The organism is Arthrobacter sp. Leaf141 (genome assembly GCF_001424565.1).
Classification (GTDB): Bacteria; Actinomycetota; Actinomycetes; order Actinomycetales; family Micrococcaceae; genus Arthrobacter.
The window spans coordinates 68850-85756 of sequence record NZ_LMOL01000013.1 but is presented as its reverse complement, the minus strand read 5'-3'; the positions used below and the strand labels follow the sequence as shown (position 1 = coordinate 85756).

Below are 16907 nucleotides of genomic sequence, written 5' to 3'. Positions count from 1 at the left end.
GGTGGATTATGACCCTTATCACCCGTGCGCCAGGACCCGGCCGGTAGCAGGGACCGCGCACCGCCCACTACGCTCGTGCCATGGACTCCAGCAACAGTGCAGCCTCAGCCACGCCCGCAGAACAGCCCGCCCCTTACGGCAACGGGCCGGGCCACGGTGCTGCGGGATCGGAACGGCGGCCCGCGAAGGTGCGGATCCACCACCTGCTGCAGGCCAAGCAGGACGGCACGAGGTTTGCCATGCTCACCGCGTATGAGCAGTACACGGCCGAAATTTTTGATGCCGCCGGGATCGAGGTGCTCCTGGTGGGCGACTCCGCCTCCAACAACGTCTACGGCAACGAAACCAGCCTGCCCGTAACGGTGGACGAGCTGCTGCCCCTCTGCCGGGCCGTGGCCCGCTCCGCGAAGCGCGCCCTGGTGGTGGCCGACCTGCCCTTCGGCAGCTACGAGGTCTCAGCGGAACAGGCGGTGGCGACGGGGGTCCGGTTCCTCAAGGAAGGCCTGGCCCACGCCGTCAAGATCGAGGGCGGCAAGTACTACGCGGATACCGTGAAGGCAATGGTCCAGGCCGGCATCCCGGTCATGGCGCACATCGGTTTCACGCCGCAAAGCGAACACTCGCTGGGCGGCTACCGGGTCCAGGGCCGGGGAGAGGACGCCCAGCGCTTGATTGACGACGCCGTGGCGCTTGCTGACGCCGGCGCGTTCAGCGTGCTGATGGAAATGGTTCCGGCCGCCACAGCGGCAGCCATCGATGCCGCCGTCGCAGTTCCCACGGTGGGGATCGGCGCCGGCAAGGAAACCACCGGCCAGGTGCTCGTCTGGCAGGACATGGCCGGGCTGCGCGGCGGAAAAATGGCCAAGTTCGTCAAGCAGTACGCGGACCTCCGCACCACGCTCCTGGACGCCGCCACGGCTTACGGCGAGGATGTCAGGTCCGGGCAGTTCCCCGGACCCGAGCACTCCTTCTAGCTCAGTCCTCGTCCTGCTTGTCCCACTGCTCGTTCCGGGCCCGCACCTTCTCCATCGCGTGCTCGGCTTCCTCACGGGTCTTGTAGGGGCCGATCAACTGGCTCCAGTCGGACTGCCGGTCCTCCTCGACCTCGTGGGTGTTGACGTTATACCAGTACTCACTCATGGCTGCTCCTGTCCCCGTCCGGCAGGCTGCCGGGCCTGACCTGCGTAACGTTCCTGCTGACGCGGTCCTGCCACGGCTTCCTGTTGCCAGGCGTTCTGTGGTCCCTTATATGATCAATCTATGCCTTCCCTTGCCTCCACTGCACCCATCGGCACCCTCACCCCGGGAACCGTGGGCCCGCAGCGCCCCGTTCCGGCAACCATCCCCCGCCCGGAGTACGTGGGCAGGCCCGCGCCGGCCAAATTCACCGGCTCCGAGGTGAAATCCGCCGAGACGGTGGAAAAGATCCGGGTGGCGGGCAGGATCGCGGCCCAGGCCATCGTGGAGGTGGGCAAGCACATCAAGCCCGGCGTGACCACTGACCAGCTGGACCAGGTGGGCCACGAGTTCCTCCTCGACCACCATGCCTACCCCTCCACCCTCGGCTACCGGGGTTTCCCCAAGTCGCTGTGCTCCTCCCTGAACGAGGTCATCTGCCACGGCATCCCGGACAGTACGGTGGTCCGTGACGGCGACATCATCAACATCGACATCACCGCATACATCAACGGTGTGCACGGCGACACCAACTTCACCTTCCCGGTGGGTGAGGTGGACGAGGATTCGCGGCTGCTGGTGGAGCGGACGCAGGAATCCCTGAACCGCGCCATCAAGGCCGTGGCCCCGGGCCGGGAGATCAACGTGATCGGCCGGGCCATCCAGTCCTACGCCAAGCGCTTCAACTACGGCGTGGTCCGCGATTTCACCGGCCATGGCGTGGGAGAGGCCTTCCACACGGGGCTGATCATCCCGCACTATGACGCTGCGCCCGCCTACAACACGGTCATCGAGACCGGCATGGTGTTCACCATTGAACCGATGCTCACCCTGGGCACCGTGGAATGGGACATGTGGGCCGACGACTGGACAGTGGTCACCAAGGACCGCAAGCGCACCGCGCAGTTCGAACACACCCTGCTTGTTACGGAATCCGGCGCGGAAATCCTCACGCTGCCGTAACCTGTTCCTTCAACCTTCGACGCCCGGTGCCTGCACCGGATGTCCGGGCCGGCAGTTCGCCGGTTCTCCCCTGCCCGCCACCGCACGAACGGATACCCCTTGGCCAAGAAGGACGAAAAGTCGCACAAGAACGCCCCACTGATCGGCATCGACATCGGAGGGACGGGCATTAAGGGCGGCATTGTCGACCTTAAGAAGGGCAAGCTGCTCGGTGAGCGGTTCCGCGTGCCCACCCCGCAGCCGGCCACCCCCGAAGCGGTTGCTGAAGCAGTGGCACAGGTGGTCGCCGAACTCTCCGCCCGGCCCGAAGCCCCCGCCGCCGGTTCGCCGGTCGGTGTGACGTTCCCCGGCATCATCCAGCACGGCGTGGTGCATTCGGCCGCGAACGTGGACAAATCCTGGCTGGACACGGACATCGACGCCCTCCTGACCGAACGCCTGGGCCGCCCCGTGGAGGTCATCAACGATGCCGACGCCGCAGGCCTTGCCGAAGCGCGCTACGGCGCAGGCGAGGGCGTCGCCGGCACGGTCCTGGTGATCACGCTGGGCACCGGCATCGGTTCGGCGTTCATCTTTGACGGCAAGCTGGTACCCAACGCCGAACTGGGCCACCTGGAAGTGGACGGCTTCGACGCGGAGAGCAAGGCCTCCGCGGTGGCCCGCGAACGCGACGGCCTGTCCTGGGACGAATACAGTGTCCTCCTGCAGCGCTACTTCTCCCACGTCGAGTTCCTCTTCTCCCCCGAACTCTTTATTGTGGGCGGCGGGATCTCCAAGCGGGCGGACGAGTACCTGCCCAACCTCAAGCTGCGCACCAAAATCGTTCCGGCCGAGCTGCGCAACGAGGCAGGCATTGTGGGCGCCGCCATCGAAATCGCCCTGAAGCACAAACTGGCCAAGTAGCCGGTGGCTGCAACGGAACCGGCCGCCGGCGGCACCGACCGCGGGGTCCTGCTGGTTACCGGTGCCAGCCGCGGCATCGGGGCCGCCATTGCCCGGCGCGCCGCCCGTGCGGGTTACGCCGTGGTGGTGAACTACTCGGAGGACTCCGCCGGTGCGGAGCGGGTGGTCCAGGACATTCACGACGACGGCGGCACGGCACTGGCTGCACGCGCGGACATCAGCGTGCCCGCCGCCGTCGGCTCCCTTTTTGATGCCGCGGCGCGCCTGGGCGAGGTCACCGCCGTGGTCAACAACGCCGGGATTACCGGGAACCTGATCGGTAACCTGGTGGACATGCCGGCGGAAAACGTCAGCCGGGTGATGGACGTCAACGTCGGCGGCACCATCTTTATGTGCCAGGAGGCGGTGCGGCGGATGGGCACGCAGGCGGGTGGCCGCGGCGGGGCCATCATCAACATCTCCTCCACCGCCACCAAGGCCGGTTCACCCGGGACCTGGGCCCACTACGCTGCGTCCAAGGGCGCCGTGGATGTCCTGACCACAGGACTGGCCGCCGAGGTGGCACAGCATGGGATCCGGGTCAACGCCGTGGCCCCCGGCAGCACCAACACCGGGCTGCATGCCGCGGCAGGAATGCCGGACCGGGTGGCACGGCTGAACCCCACCATCCCGATGGGCAGGGGCGCCGAACCCGAAGAGGTGGCAGCCGCCGTCCTGTGGCTGCTTTCGGACGAGGCCGCCTACATCACCGGCGCCATCCTGCCCGTTTCCGGCGGCAGGTAACCGGCCGGGCCGGGGGGCCCAGGCAGCAGATGGACCGGTCCGGGGGTGCCGGCGGCGGCTGCGGCTTCCCCTCCGCGCCGCCACCGGCAAGCTAAAGGGCGCTTTTCTCCGGGCCCACGGGTGCCGTGGCCGGACCGGCCGCAGCGTCCTGGTCCGCTTCATGGCGGAGCAGGGAGATGGCTGTTTCGAAGTCCGCCAGGGACTCGAAGGCCTGGTAGACGCTGGCGAACCGGAGGTAGGCCACCTTGTCCAGCTTCTGCAGCGGGCCAAGAATCACCAGCCCCACCTCATGGGCGTCGATTTCCGCGGCTCCGGAGGCGCGGATCTGCTCCTCCACCTCCTGGGCCAGCAGCGCGAGGTCATCCTCGCTGACAGGCCTGCCCTGGCACGCCTTGCGGACGCCGTTAATGACCTTGCTGCGGCTGAACGGCTCACCGACGCCGGAGCGCTTGATCACGGACAGGCTGGTGGTTTCCACTGTGGTGAACCGGCGGCCGCAGCCAGGGCACTGGCGACGGCGGCGGATGGCCGAGCCGTCATCAGCCATGCGGCTGTCAACAACGCGGGAATCGGGATTGCGGCAGAACGGACAGTACAAGGTGTCCCCTTTCGCACGGTCCCGGTGACCGGGACGTCCCAACCGGCCCCCGGCGGAGGCGGCAGTACAGCACTGTTCAGTTTACGGCCACATCTGGGGTAATCACAATCCTGTAATTACTACATGTGGTGCCTAGCGCGCTGCGGGGAAGCGGGCGGTCACCGCGTCGCCGTGTGCCGGCAGGTCCTCTGCCCGGGAAAGGCTGACGATGTGGCCGCTGACCTCGGAGAGCGCCGCACGGCTGTAGTTGATCACCTGGATGGCCCGCAGGAAAGTGGTGACGTTCAAGCCGGAAGAGAAGGCTGCGGTGCCGCTGGTGGGCAGGACGTGGTTGGAGCCTGCGCAGTAGTCGCCCAGGCTGACCGGGCTGTAGTCCCCCACAAATATGGCTCCGGCGTTCCTGATCCGGGCTGCCACGGCTGCGGCGTCCCGGGTCATGATCTCCAGGTGCTCGGCGGCGTAGGCGTCGCAGGCGGCGATGCCCTGTTCCAGGCCGTCCACCAGCACCACCCCTGACTGCGGCCCGGACAGGGCTTCAGCCACCCTGGCGGCGTGCCGGGTGGCGGCAGCCTGCCGGTCCAGTTCAACACGCACCGCTGCGGCGAGTTCCCCGGAGTCCGTCACCAGAACTGACGCTGCCTGCGGATCGTGCTCGGCTTGGCTGATGAGGTCTGCGGCCACGAGGTGCGGCTGGGCGCTGGAGTCGGCGAGGATAGCGATCTCCGTGGTGCCGGCCTCCGAATCGATCCCCACCACTCCCTTGACCAGGCGCTTGGCCGTCGCCACAAAGATGTTGCCGGGGCCAGTCACCACATCCACGGGCTCCAGGGCGGGTCCGGCCGGGGCCGCCGGGATGCCGTAGGCGAAAGCGGCGATGGCCTGCGCGCCGCCGATGGCGTAAACCTCGGTAATCCCCAGCAGCGCGGCGGCGGCAAGGATGGTGGGGTGCGGCAGCCCGCCGAATTCCTTCTGCGGCGGCGACGCCAGGGCGATCGAGGCCACGCCCGCGGCTTGGGCGGGGACCACGTTCATGATCACGGAGGACGGGTAGACGGCCAGGCCACCGGGGACGTACAGGCCCACGCGTCCCACCGGGACCCAGTTCTGGCTGACCACGGCGCCGTCGCCCAGTTCAACGTCGATGTTCCGTGGACGCTGCCCGTCGGCAAAAATCCGGGCACGGCTGATCGATTCCTCCAGCGCGCTGCGCACCTCGGGATCCAGCCCGGCCAGGGCGGCGTCCAGCGCGTCCTGCGGGACCAGCGGGTGCTGCTGCTCCACGCCGTCGAACTTTGCCGCGAGGCTAGCCAGGGCGGCGAACCCGTCCGCCCTGACGGCGGCGATGATGCCGTGCACTTTTTCCTCGGCGTCGGCAACTGTCCGGCCCTTGGCCCGCGGCACGGCGGCGCGCAGTCCGGCCAGCGTCAGGTCCTGGCCGCGGAGGTCAACGGTGCGGAAGGCGACGGCGGAAGTGGCGGGGGCAGAAGGCTGGGAAGAAAGGCTCACCCGGCTATTTTACGGGGCCGGGGGCGTCCTGCCCGGACATCATCCCGGAGGCTGGCCTGCGGCCTGGAAACTGGATGATTTCGAGGACAAATACTGCGATGGCGGTGGCGGCCGGCCAGATCAGGATCACGGGCCAGGCGCGCAGCGAAAACGCCACACTGGCATTCAATGCCGGGTCGGCGGCAGGTCCCCACAGCGAGGCGGCGAGGAGGCCCGTCTGCCAGGCAAGGACTGCACCGCAGAACGACCCTGCCAGGCCCAGCACCAGGGCAGTCTGCGGGTCCGGCCGCTTGCTGCCGGCCAGGAAGGCCGCCACAAGGCAGCCGGCGAGGAGGAACAGGCCGGCGAGCGTCAGGTCCCGGGGCAGCCACGCCAGCGGGTTGGTGCCTGTGCCGAGGGCGGGGTCCCGGGTGATCAGGTTCAGCCCGGCCGGGGCCAGCAGCCACCAGAGGACGCCGGCAGGGATGCCTGCGGCAGCCGTCACCACGAGGGTGGCCCAGGATGGCCGTGCGCGCTGCCGGCGGGGAATAGTGCTCATGCAACAAACCTTAACAAATTACGGGGTGGTCCAGCGCCGGTCTTCCGGCTTCACAGGCGTTCGGCGCCCCGGCCACAGGGCCATACCCTTGAAGCCAAGCAACCTTTTATTTGTCAGGAGTTCCGGTGGATGAGACCAGTGCGTCGTTCGAGGCGACGTTCAAGCAGATGTTCCGCCGGCATGCAGCCGGCGTCGCCATCATCACAGTCAACTACCAGGACCGGCCCTACGGCTTCACTGCCACGTCAGTGGCGTCACTGTCTGCGCAGCCGCCGCGGTTTACGTTCAACATGGCCCGCAGCTCCAGCTCCTGGCCCGCCGTGGCCAACACCACCCACGTGGGCGTCCATATGCTGGGCCTGGAGAACCAGGACCTGGCTGACCGGTTCGCCAGGACCAGGAACCGTTTCGAAGGGGACCACTGGGAGGTGGGCCCGCACGGAGTGCCGGTCCTCAAGGACGTCGCCGGCTGGCTGATCGGGGAAGTCCAGATGCGGCTCTCGTTCGAGAACAACGCCGTGGTGGTGGTCCAGGTGGTGGACGGCCAGGTGGGCGGCGATGGCCTGCCCCTGCTGTACCACGACGGCGCCTACAGCCAGCCGGCACCCCTCGACTACGAGATCTGAGGGGCGGCCGGGGCGTAGCGGCGGGTCAGGCGTCCAGGCAGGCTGGCCCCAGGAGGACCTTCAGGTCACCGAACAGTGACGGGCTGGGGTTCACCCGGAGGTGGACCGGCAGGCCCATGATCTCGGTGCGGGTATCGCCCTGCAGGTGCAGCCGGACTTCCGAGTTGCCCCGGTGGGTCCGGAGCACGTCGCCGAGCTCGGTGACCACGGCTTCGGTGGCCTTGTGCGTGGCCATGGTGATCACCAGCGGCCCGTTGAGCCCCTCGCTGAGGTCCGGCACGGACAGCTCCATGCAGTTCAGGGCGATGGCGCCGTCGTCGCGCTTCTGCAGGCGGCCCTTGACCACCACAATCAGGTCCTCCGCCAGTACGGAGGCGATGGGCCCGTAGACCTGGCCGAAGAACATTACTTCCAGTGAACCGCCCAGGTCCTCCACTTCGGCCCGGGCGTACGCGTTGCCGCTGGCTTTGGCGATCCGGCGGCTCAGGGAGGTGATCATGCCGGCGATGGTGATGATGGCGCCGTCCTGGGGTCCGTCCTCGCCGAGGACGGTAGTGATGCTCATTTCGGCGTGCTGGCTCAGGAGCCCTTCGAGCCCCTGCAGGGGGTGGTCGGAGACGTAGAGGCCCAGCATGTCCCGCTCGAAAGACAGTTTGTCCTTCTTTTCCCATTCGGGCAGGTCCGGGATTTCGATGCTGAGCGACGCTTCCGAGTCGGAATCCTCGAAGCCGGCAAAGAGGTCGAACTGGCCGATCGCCTCATTGCGCTTGAGGGTGATCACCGAGTCGATGGCTTCCTCGTGGATCATGGCCAGCGCACGCCGGTGGTGCCCCAGGGAGTCGAAGGCCCCGGACTTGATCAGTGACTCGATGGTGCGCTTGTTGCAGACCACCGCGGGGACCTTCATCAGGTAGTCCTTGAAGGAGATGTATGCTCCCTCGCTTTCGCGGGCGGCCACCATGGCTTCGACCGCGTTGACGCCCACGTTCCGGATGGCGCCCATGCCGAAGCGGATGTCGGTGCCCACCGGAGTGAAGTTCAGGGCGGACTCGTTCACATCCGGCGGCAGCACGGTGATGCCCATACGGCGGCATTCGTTGAGGTAGATGGCGGACTTGTCCTTGTCGTCCCCCACGGAGGTCAGCAGCGCAGCCATGTACTCCGGCGCGTAGTGCGCCTTGAGGTACGCAGTCCAGTAGGAAATGACGCCGTAGGCCGCCGAGTGCGCCTTGTTGAAGGCGTAGTCGGAGAAGGGCAGCAGGATGTCCCAGAGGGTTTTCACGGCAGCCATGGAGTAGCCGTTGTCCTGCATGCCCTGGGAGAACCCGGCGAACTGCTTGTCCAGCTCGGATTTCTTCTTTTTGCCCATGGCGCGGCGAAGGATGTCGGCCTGGCCCAGGGAGTAGCCGGCCAGCTTCTGGGCCACGGCCATGACCTGCTCCTGGTACACAATCAGGCCGTACGTACCGCCCAGGATTTCCGCGAGCGGTTCCTTGAGCTCGGGGTGGATGGGGATGACTTCCTGGATGCCGTTCTTGCGCAGGGCATAGTCGGTGTGGGCGTTGGCGCCCATGGGGCCGGGACGGTACAGGGCAAGCACTGCCGAGATGTCTTCGAAGTTGTCAGGCTTCATGAGCTTCAGGAGGGAGCGCATGGGGCCGCCGTCGAGCTGGAACACCCCGAGGGTGTCGCCGCGGGCCAGGAGTTCGTAGGATTCGACGTCGTCCAGTTCCAGGGTCTCCAGGTCCAGGTCGATGTTCCGGTTCATCTTGATGTTTTCCAGGGCATCGGAAATGATCGTCAGGTTCCTCAGGCCGAGGAAGTCCATCTTGATCAGGCCCAGGCCCTCGGACGTCGGATAGTCGAACTGCGTGATGACCTGGCCGTCCTGGAAGCGGCGCATGACGGGGATCACGTCGATGATGGGGTCCGAGGACATGATCACGCCGGCGGCGTGCACGCCCCACTGGCGTTTCAGGCCTTCGATGCCCAGGGCCGTTTCGAAGACCTTGGCGGCTTCGGGGTCAGTGGCGATCAGCTGCCGGAAGTCGCCGGCCTCGCTGTAGCGCTTTGAGTCCTTGTTCTGGATATCGGCCAGGGGGATGTCCTTGGCCATCACGGCGGGCGGCAGCGCCTTGGTCAGCGTTTCGCCCATGCTGAACGGGTAGCCCAGCACGCGGGAGGAGTCCTTGAGCGCCTGCTTGGTTTTGATGGTGCCGTAGGTGACGATCATGGCCACGCGCTCATCGCCGTATTTGCGGGTGACGTAGTCGATGACTTCGGAGCGGCGCCGGTCATCGAAGTCGACGTCGAAGTCGGGCATGGAGACGCGGTCGGGGTTCAGGAACCGTTCGAAGATCAGGCCGTGGTGCAGCGGATCGAGGTCGGTGATGCGCATGGCGTAGGCAACCATGGAACCAGCGCCGGAACCACGGCCGGGACCCACGCGGATACCGTTGTTTTTGGCCCAGTTGATGAAGTCGGCCACCACCAGGAAGTAGCCCGGGAAGCCCATGGACGTGATGACTTCGAGTTCGTAGTCTGCCTGCTTGCGGACCTTGTCCGGGATGCCCTGCGGGTAGCGGTAGCGCAGTCCGGTATCCACTTCCTTGACCAGCCAGGAGGTTTCGTCCTCACCCTCCGGGCAGGGGAACCGGGGCATGTAGTTGGCGCCGGTGTTGAACGAAACTTCGCAGCGTTCGGCGATCAGGAGGGTGTTGTCGCAGGCTTCCGGGTGGTCGCGGAACAGTTCCCGCATTTCCCGCGGCGACTTGAGGTAATAGCCGCTGCCGGAGAACGCGAAGCGGGAGCCGCCGTTGTCGTACGTGGGTTCCAGGAGCGTGGAGCCGGACTGGATGGCGAGCAGCGCCTCGTGCGCCTTCGCGTCGTGCTCGTGGGTGTAGTGCAGGTCGTTGGTAGCCACCAGGGGCAGGTTAAGGTCCTTGGCCAGGCGCAGCAGGTCGCCGGTGACCCGCCGCTCGATATCCAGGCCGTGGTCCATCAGTTCGCAGAAGTAGTTTTCCGCACCGAAGATATCCCGGAATTCGGCGGCCGCCTCCAGGGCCTCGCGGTACTGGCCGAGCCGAAGGCGGGTCTGGACTTCTCCGGAGGGGCAGCCTGTGGTGGCGATGAGGCCTTCGGAGTAGGTGTTCAGCAGTTCGCGGTCCAGCCGGGGCCACTTGCCGAATACCGAGTCGAGGGAGGCGATGGAGGAGGCTCGGAACAGGTTGCGCATGCCGACGTTGTTGTAGCTCAGCAGCGTCATGTGGGTGTAGGAGCCACCGCCGGAGACGTCGTCCTTGCGCTGGTTTTCCTCGCCCCAGCGGACGCGGCTCTTGTCGCCGCGGGCCGTGCCGGGGGTGACGTAGGCTTCCACCCCGATGATGGGTTTGATGCCCTTATCCGTGGCTTTCCGCCAGAAATCAAAGGCCCCGAAGAGGTACCCGTGGTCCGTGGTGGCCAGCGCCGGCATGCCCAGCCGGTCGGTTTCATCGAACAGTTCACCCAGCCGGGCCGCCCCATCCAGCATGGAGTATTCGGTGTGGGTGTGCAGGTGGACGAACGAATCATTGCTGGAAGTCACCGCACCATTCTACGCACTGGCGCGCGTGGGGATGGCTAGGCCTGGCCCGAGCCGAGCACTTCCAGTGCGTGGGAAAGGTCCTGCGGGTACTCGCTGGACACCAGCACAGGTTCACCGGTGACGGGATGCTCGAAGCCCAGCTGACGGGCGTGCAGCCACTGCCGCGTGAGCCCCAGGGTGGCCGCGAGCCGCGGGTCCGCTCCGTAGGTCAGGTCGCCGACGCAGGGGTGGCGGAGGGCGGAGAAATGCACTCGGATCTGGTGGGTGCGTCCCGTTTCGAGGTGCACCTCCACCAGCGATGCTTTTCCGAAGGCCTCCAGGACTTCATAGTGCGTGACGGAGGGGCGGCCGTCCTCGATGACGGCGAAGCGCCAGTCGTGGCCGGGATGCCGGCCGATGGGCGCGTCGATGGTGCCTTCGAGCGGGTCAGGCAGTCCCTGGACCACCGCGTGGTAGACCTTCTCCACGGTGCGCTCCTTGAAAGCCCGCTTCAGGGCCGTGTAGGCGCGCTCGGACTTGGCCACCACCATCACGCCCGACGTGCCGACGTCGAGCCGGTGGACGATGCCGGCGCGTTCCGGTGCCCCGGACGTGGAAATGCGGTAACCAGCCCCGGCGAGGCCGCCCACCACCGTGGGGCCCACCCAGCCCGGTGACGGGTGCGCGGCAACCCCCACGGGCTTGTCGACGACGACGAAATCTTCGTCGTCGAGCAGGATCAACAGGTCTTCCACAACTTCCTCCACGACTTCCAGCGGGTCGCGCCGGTCCGGAATGGTGACCAGGAGTTCGTCTCCGGCCACGAGTTTTGCCGACTTGCCCAGCACCTTGCCGCCGGCAACAACGTTGCCTTCGGCCAGGAGGGTGGCCGCCATCGAACGGGAGATGCCCAGCAGGGCGGCCAGGCCGGCGTCGGCCCGTGTTCCGCCGAATTCTCCGGCAACAATGATGCGCTCAGGCATCACCGGACTCCTTCGCCGTGTCGGGGCTGGTTTTGGCCGCAGCGTGCAGTCGGGCACCGTCCATGCCAATGCCGCGGAGCGTCAGGATGCAGATGATCGCCACCGCGGAGACCACTGCGGAGTCGGCGATGTTGAAGATGGCGAAGTTGGGTAGCTGGATGAAGTCCACCACATGGCCCATTCCGAAGGAAGGTTCCCGGAACAGCCGGTCTGTCAGGTTTCCCAGTGCGCCGCCGAGCAGCAGCCCCAGGGCAAGCGCCCACCAGCGGGAGCCGATTTTGCGGATCTGGAACAGGATGGCGACCACCACGGCCGCCATGATGATGGAAAAGATCCAGGTTACGTTCTCGCCGATCGAGAAAGCGGCGCCGGAGTTCCTGATGAAGTACCAGTGCAGGACCGGCGGCAGGACGGGGATCCGTTCGCCCTCCACCATGGTGGATACCACCCAGATCTTCGTCAGTTGGTCAAAGACGTAGGCGAAGACTGCGAACCCGGCAAACAGGGACAGCAGCACGGCGCGGCGGGGGCGCTGCGAAGGCGGGACAGGGCGTGCAGCGGCAGCGGCAGGTTCGTCAGTCATGGTGCTTTCATTCGTGATACCGGTATTAATGCCAAAAGCCGGTGGCCGAGGAATCCTCAGCCACCGGCTTTCAGAATACGTGCTGGGTGGATCAGTTGGCTTCGCTGACTTCCGGTGCAGCGACGGAGCCGCGTGCGTCGAGGTCGCGGAGCTGGCCCTCGATGTAAGCCTTGAGGCGTGAACGGTAGTCGCGTTCGAAGCCGCGCAGCTGCTCGACCTTGCGCTCCAGGACGGACCGCTGCTGTTCCAGGGCGCCGAGGATCTTGCGTGACTTTTCCTGGGCGTCGTTGACGAGGCTGGAGGCTTCGATCTGCGCTTCGGCGATGATCTTGTCCTTCTGGGCCTGGCCGTCGGAGACGTGGCGGTCGTGCATCTGCTGGGCCATGGCCAACAGGCCGGCAGCGGATTCCGCTGACGGGGTGTTGGCCGGGGCTGCTGCTGCCGGTGCCGGTGCGGCCTGTACTGCCGGGGCGGGAGCGGCCGGAGCGGCTTCCTTCTTCTTGGCAGCTTCGGCGGCCTTGGCTGCCTCGGCCTTCTCGTTGGCGTCGTCCTTGTCGGCCTTGACCGGTGCGGGGACCTTCTCCACCACAGGTGCTGCGGCGGTGGCGGCCGGGACGCTGGTGCCGGAATCGGCGAGCTTCTTGCGGAGCTCGTCGTTTTCCTGGTTCAGGCGTCGGAGTTCGACGACGATTTCGTCCAGGAAGTCATCAACTTCGTCCTGGTCGTAGCCCTCGCGGAACTTGGTGGGCTGAAAGCGTTTGTTGACAACGTCTTCTGGCGTCAAAGCCATCTGGTCACCTCACTGGTCTGGTTAGTCAGTAGGCCTTCCGGCCGTCAAAACTACGGTACCTAAATTTGGTCTGCTACCTGTAATTCAACACTGAAGTGTCAAATACGGGTTTTCTTCACTTCACCCTAGCCGTTCCCGGGGCGGGCCCAGCGTATTTGACAGGGTTTCGCGGGTATTCAGGCGAGGCTGCGGGTGATTCCCATCGCAATGCTCACGGCGATGAACAGAATCAGGAACCCCAGGTCCAGCGAAATGCCGCCGAGCCGCAGGGGCGGGATCAGCCGGCGGAGCACCTTCAGGGGCGGGTCGGTGATCGAGTAGACAGTGTGCGCCGCCACCAGGGCGGCCCCGCGGGGCCGCCATTCCCGGGCAAACATCTGCACCCAGTCAAAGACCAGGCGGATGATCAGGGCGACAAAAAAGAGCAGGAGGGCGAGATAGACAAGTCCGAAAACAATTCCCATGACTTAACTCATATCTCCATGTCAGTTGTGATTACCGCGGCGTTGTGCCGGTTCTTCTGGTCTATTTCAGCACAGATGCCAGGCAGGTGTCCCTGCCTGGCATCCGGTGCGGCCTTGCCGGTCAGCTCTGGTTGAAGAAACTGGCCTGGGTGTCGCTGGCTTTTTTGTCATCGCCGATGACTTCAACGTACGACGGCGAGAGCAGGAAGACCTTGTTGGTGACCCGTTCGATGCTGCCGCGGAGTCCGAAGACCAAGCCGGCGGAGAAATCGACCAGGCGCTTGGCGTCTGCCTCGCCCATGTCGGTGACGTTCATGATCACCGGAATGCCGTCCCGGAAGCTCTCACCGATGAGTTTGGCATCGTTGTAGGAGCGCGGGTGGATGGTGGTGATCTGCCGGAGCCCGGTAATTTCCTCGCGGCTGGACGCCGCACGCTTGATGGGTGTCACAGGGGCGCGGTATTCCTCTTCGGGGCTGTAGGACGCTTCCCGGCTGACTTCGCGGACCGGTGCGGGCGCACGGCGTTCCTCGCGGTCTGCTTCCATGGGTTCGTCCTCATCCTTACGTGTGGTCTGGTGCTCGGACTCGTAATGCTCATCGCCATCGGCGAGCCCAAGATAGATCATTGTCTTGCGCAGAGCGCCGGCCATGGTCGACTCCTATTTCGTATGTCCCGGATGCGGGCCGCCCAATGGTTTGACAGCACTGGAGTCCCCGCCGATCACTTCCAACAGGATCGACGCTACCCCACCGCGGGACGTGTTCCGAGAATATCGGAGCCGATCCGCAGGTGTGTCGCCCCGAAGCGGATGGCCGCCTCGAGGTCCTGGCTCATGCCCGCTGAAATGCCCGTGGCGCCGGGGTGCTGCGCCACCAGCCGGGCGGACACGCCGGCAAGTTTTTCGAAGGCCGATTCCGGCTGGCCACCCAGCGGGGCAACCGCCATCACGCCTGCCAACCGGAGGCCTTCCGCTGCCGCTATCCGGTGGGCCAGTTCCGGAACGTCGGCCGGGTCCGCTCCGCCGCGGTGCGCGCCGGCGTCCTCCTCCAGGCTGACCTGGATGAAACAGTCCAGGTCCGGGCGGGGCGCACCATCCTGCGCGGCCGTATTCTGAGCAGTGGCCATGGCCTTTGCCAGGGCATCCACCAGCTGGACCCGGTCCACGGAGTGCACGGCGGCTGCGTAACGGGCCACGGATTTGGCTTTTTTGCTCTGGACCTGTCCCACAAAGTGCCAGGTGAGGCCACAGTCCGCCAGTTCGGCGGCTTTGGCGGCCGCCTCCTGGTCCCTGTTTTCGCCAACGTCCCGGACCCCAAGGGCTGCCAGCCGGCGGACGTCCGCGGCCGGGTGGAATTTGGTCACCACAATCAGGCGGGGCGGCCGGTCCTGCCGGCCTGCGTCGGCGGCAGCACGCGTTATCCGGGCCTGGACGGCTGCCAGCCGGTCCGCCAGTTCAAGGGAACGGGGGTCGGCCCCGTGGGGTGCGGATTCAGTCATGGCTCCACACCACCCCGGCGAACCGTCCGGTCTTTTGGTTGCGCCGGTATGAGTAGAGGGATTCCGTCTCCAGGGTGCAGGGGCCGGTGTAATCCACCGGAACGCCGGCAGCTTCAAGCTGGCTGCGCGCTCCGGCCGGAAGGTCAAGGGCCGGGGTTCCCCAGGAGGTGGTGCCCGCGGTGGCGGGGACTGCGGCGGCCACCTCATCGCGGAGCCCGGCCGGCACCTCGTAGCAGTGTCCGCAGATTGAAGGGCCCAGCCAGGCACGGATGCCGGTGGCGCCCAGGGACCGCATGCTGTCCACGGCTTTTGGCAGGACACCGTTGGCGATTCCAGGCCGGCCGGCGTGGACGGCGGCAAGGACCGGACCGGCCGGCGAGGTTCCGGCCAGGAGCACGGGAATGCAGTCCGCCACCATCACGGCCAGCGGCACCCCGAGCGAGACCATGGCATCGGCGTCGGGGGCCGGGCCGCCGGCGGCCATCACGGCCACGGTGGAACCGTGGACCTGGTTCATGAACAACAGGTCCTGCGGCGCCACGCCCATGGATTGCTCCAGGTGGGCGCGGCGGCCGCGGACTTCGTCGGGGTGGTCCCCCACATGCAAAGCCAGGTTCCCGGCGCGGACATCCGTGAATGCGGCGGAAACACCGGGCAGGATGTCTGCACGCCAGAGGAACAAGCCGGACCCTACTTCAGGAAGTCGGGGACATCCAGGTCATCCGAGCGGCTGCCGGTCATGTCCGGCTCCACCACGGACGGCAGGTCCACGTCGAAACCGGAGTCGGCCGGGACGGCGCTGGGACGCTGCTGGCCCCAGTTGCCCAGGCCGGCAGCGCCGACGCCCGCGTGCACGGGCTGGACGTTGGTGTGGTGGTTGCCGGCGGTGGGCGCCTGGGCGGGTGCGGCAGCGGGGGCTGCCGGGCGCTGCGGGGCGACCTGGGCCTGCGACTGGTCCATGGACGGCGAGGTGGCCTTGACGTCGTCGAAGCCGGCCGCGATGACCGTAACGCGGGCTTCGTCACCGAGGGCGTCGTCGATGACGGCGCCGAAGATGATGTTGGCTTCGGGGTGTGCCACTTCCTGCACCAGGCGGGCTGCCTCGTTGATTTCGAACAGGCCGAGGTCGGAGCCGCCCTGGATGGAGAGCAGCACGCCGTGGGCGCCGTCGATGGATGCTTCCAGCAGCGGCGATGCGATGGCCAGTTCCGCGGCCTTCACGGCGCGGTCCTCGCCACGGGCGGAGCCGATGCCCATCAGCGCCGAGCCTGCACCCTGCATCACCGACTTGACGTCGGCGAAGTCGAGGTTGATCAGGCCGGGGGTGGTGATGAGGTCGGTGATGCCCTGGACGCCGGACAGCAGCACCTGGTCAGCGGAGCGGAAGGCGTCAAGCACCGAGACGTTGCGGTCGCTGATGGACAGCAGGCGGTCGTTGGGGATCACGATGAGGGTGTCGACTTCGTCGCGGAGGGCGTCGATGCCGGCCTCGGCGGAGCCCGCACGGCGGCGGCCTTCGAAGGTGAACGGACGGGTCACAACGCCGATGGTCAGGGCGCCCAGGGACCGCGCGATGCGGGCCACTACGGGCGCGCCGCCGGTTCCGGTGCCGCCACCTTCGCCGGCGGTCACAAAGACCATGTCCGCGCCGCGGAGGACTTCTTCAATCTCGTCGGCGTGGTCCTCGGCGGCCTGCTTGCCCACCTCGGGGTTGGCGCCGGCGCCAAGGCCGCGGGTGAGTTCGCGGCCGACGTCGAGCTTGACGTCGGCGTCACTCATCAACAGCGCCTGGGCGTCCGTGTTGATGGCGATGAATTCGACACCACGGAGGCCCACATCGATCATGCGGTTGACTGCGTTTACGCCACCGCCGCCGATGCCGACGACTTTGATGACGGCCAAGTAGTTCTGCGGAGCTGCCACGTTACGTGT

The 16907-nt window shown here is 66.6% G+C and carries 18 protein-coding genes; 5 read left to right on the top strand and 13 right to left on the bottom strand.

The window, feature by feature from the left end; genetic code table 11:
• Positions 1–80 precede the first annotated feature (80 nt).
• Positions 81–974 (top strand): 3-methyl-2-oxobutanoate hydroxymethyltransferase, encoded by an 894-nt coding sequence (gene panB, locus ASF72_RS10865; protein ID WP_050684168.1) that lies wholly within the window; start codon positions 81–83, stop codon positions 972–974.
• A 1-nt stretch (position 975) separates the two neighbouring features.
• On the opposite strand, the gene ASF72_RS20355 is transcribed toward panB, so the two are convergent.
• Positions 976–1140 (bottom strand): SPOR domain-containing protein, encoded by a 165-nt coding sequence (locus ASF72_RS20355; RefSeq protein ID WP_157370968.1) that lies wholly within the window; start codon positions 1138–1140, stop codon positions 976–978.
• A gap of 120 nt (positions 1141–1260) precedes the next feature.
• On the opposite strand from ASF72_RS20355, the gene map reads away from it, so the two are divergent.
• The 3 genes from map (at position 1261) to ASF72_RS10850 (ending at position 3825) form a co-directional block, all read left to right on the top strand.
• Positions 1261–2139 (top strand): type I methionyl aminopeptidase, encoded by an 879-nt coding sequence (gene map, locus ASF72_RS10860; RefSeq protein WP_050684167.1) that lies wholly within the window; start codon positions 1261–1263, stop codon positions 2137–2139.
• 99 nt (positions 2140–2238) lie between these two features.
• Positions 2239–3042, top strand: coding sequence for a polyphosphate--glucose phosphotransferase (gene ppgK, locus ASF72_RS10855; RefSeq protein WP_056598800.1), 804 nt, complete (start codon positions 2239–2241; stop codon positions 3040–3042).
• 3 nt (positions 3043–3045) lie between these two features.
• A complete protein-coding gene (locus ASF72_RS10850; RefSeq protein WP_157370967.1) occupies positions 3046–3825 on the top strand; it encodes an SDR family oxidoreductase in 780 nt (259 codons plus the stop codon).
• 91 nt (positions 3826–3916) lie between these two features.
• On the opposite strand, the gene nrdR is transcribed toward ASF72_RS10850, so the two are convergent.
• The 3 genes from nrdR to ASF72_RS10835 form a co-directional block, all read right to left on the bottom strand.
• Complete coding sequence (nrdR, locus tag ASF72_RS10845) at positions 3917–4423, bottom strand: transcriptional regulator NrdR (protein ID WP_050684164.1); 507 nt, start codon at positions 4421–4423, stop codon at positions 3917–3919.
• 132 nt (positions 4424–4555) lie between these two features.
• Positions 4556–5929: a histidinol dehydrogenase gene (hisD, locus tag ASF72_RS10840; protein ID WP_056598797.1), complete on the bottom strand. Its 1374-nt coding sequence runs from the start codon at positions 5927–5929 to the stop codon at positions 4556–4558.
• Positions 5930–5933: 4 nt separating this feature from the next.
• Positions 5934–6467, bottom strand: coding sequence for a hypothetical protein (locus tag ASF72_RS10835; protein WP_050684162.1), 534 nt, complete (start codon positions 6465–6467; stop codon positions 5934–5936).
• A 167-nt stretch (positions 6468–6634) separates the two neighbouring features.
• On the opposite strand from ASF72_RS10835, the gene ASF72_RS10830 reads away from it, so the two are divergent.
• On the top strand, positions 6635–7093 hold the full coding sequence (locus tag ASF72_RS10830) for a flavin reductase family protein (protein ID WP_197273508.1): 459 nt from the start codon (positions 6635–6637) through the stop codon (positions 7091–7093).
• 25 nt (positions 7094–7118) lie between these two features.
• Here the strand turns inward: ASF72_RS10830 and dnaE are convergent, their stop codons facing one another.
• The 9 genes from dnaE to ftsZ form a co-directional block, all read right to left on the bottom strand.
• Complete coding sequence (dnaE, locus tag ASF72_RS10825; protein WP_050684160.1) at positions 7119–10676, bottom strand: DNA polymerase III subunit alpha; 3558 nt, start codon at positions 10674–10676, stop codon at positions 7119–7121.
• A 35-nt stretch (positions 10677–10711) separates the two neighbouring features.
• A complete protein-coding gene (locus ASF72_RS10820; RefSeq protein ID WP_056598794.1) occupies positions 10712–11638 on the bottom strand; it encodes an RluA family pseudouridine synthase in 927 nt (308 codons plus the stop codon).
• Complete coding sequence (gene lspA, locus ASF72_RS10815) at positions 11631–12221, bottom strand: signal peptidase II (protein ID WP_050684158.1); 591 nt, start codon at positions 12219–12221, stop codon at positions 11631–11633. Before lspA ends, ASF72_RS10820 begins: the two co-directional genes overlap by 8 nt.
• A gap of 91 nt (positions 12222–12312) precedes the next feature.
• Positions 12313–13011: a DivIVA domain-containing protein gene (locus ASF72_RS10810; protein WP_056598790.1), complete on the bottom strand. Its 699-nt coding sequence runs from the start codon at positions 13009–13011 to the stop codon at positions 12313–12315.
• 176 nt (positions 13012–13187) lie between these two features.
• Positions 13188–13475 carry a YggT family protein gene (locus tag ASF72_RS10805; RefSeq protein ID WP_056598786.1) on the bottom strand — a complete coding sequence of 96 codons (288 nt, stop codon included), beginning with the start codon at positions 13473–13475 and terminating at the stop codon, positions 13188–13190.
• Positions 13476–13596: 121 nt separating this feature from the next.
• Positions 13597–14127 (bottom strand): cell division protein SepF, encoded by a 531-nt coding sequence (locus ASF72_RS10800; RefSeq protein ID WP_050684155.1) that lies wholly within the window; start codon positions 14125–14127, stop codon positions 13597–13599.
• 92 nt (positions 14128–14219) lie between these two features.
• A complete protein-coding gene (locus ASF72_RS10795; RefSeq protein ID WP_056598783.1) occupies positions 14220–14975 on the bottom strand; it encodes a YggS family pyridoxal phosphate-dependent enzyme in 756 nt (251 codons plus the stop codon).
• The gene (locus ASF72_RS10790; protein ID WP_056598780.1) at positions 14968–15657 is read right to left on the bottom strand and encodes a polyphenol oxidase family protein; all 690 of its coding nucleotides are present in this window, start codon (positions 15655–15657) and stop codon (positions 14968–14970) included. Before ASF72_RS10790 ends, ASF72_RS10795 begins: the two co-directional genes overlap by 8 nt.
• An 8-nt stretch (positions 15658–15665) precedes the next feature.
• Positions 15666–16898 (bottom strand): cell division protein FtsZ, encoded by a 1233-nt coding sequence (gene ftsZ, locus ASF72_RS10785; RefSeq protein WP_050684152.1) that lies wholly within the window; start codon positions 16896–16898, stop codon positions 15666–15668.
• Positions 16899–16907: the final 9 nt, after the last annotated feature.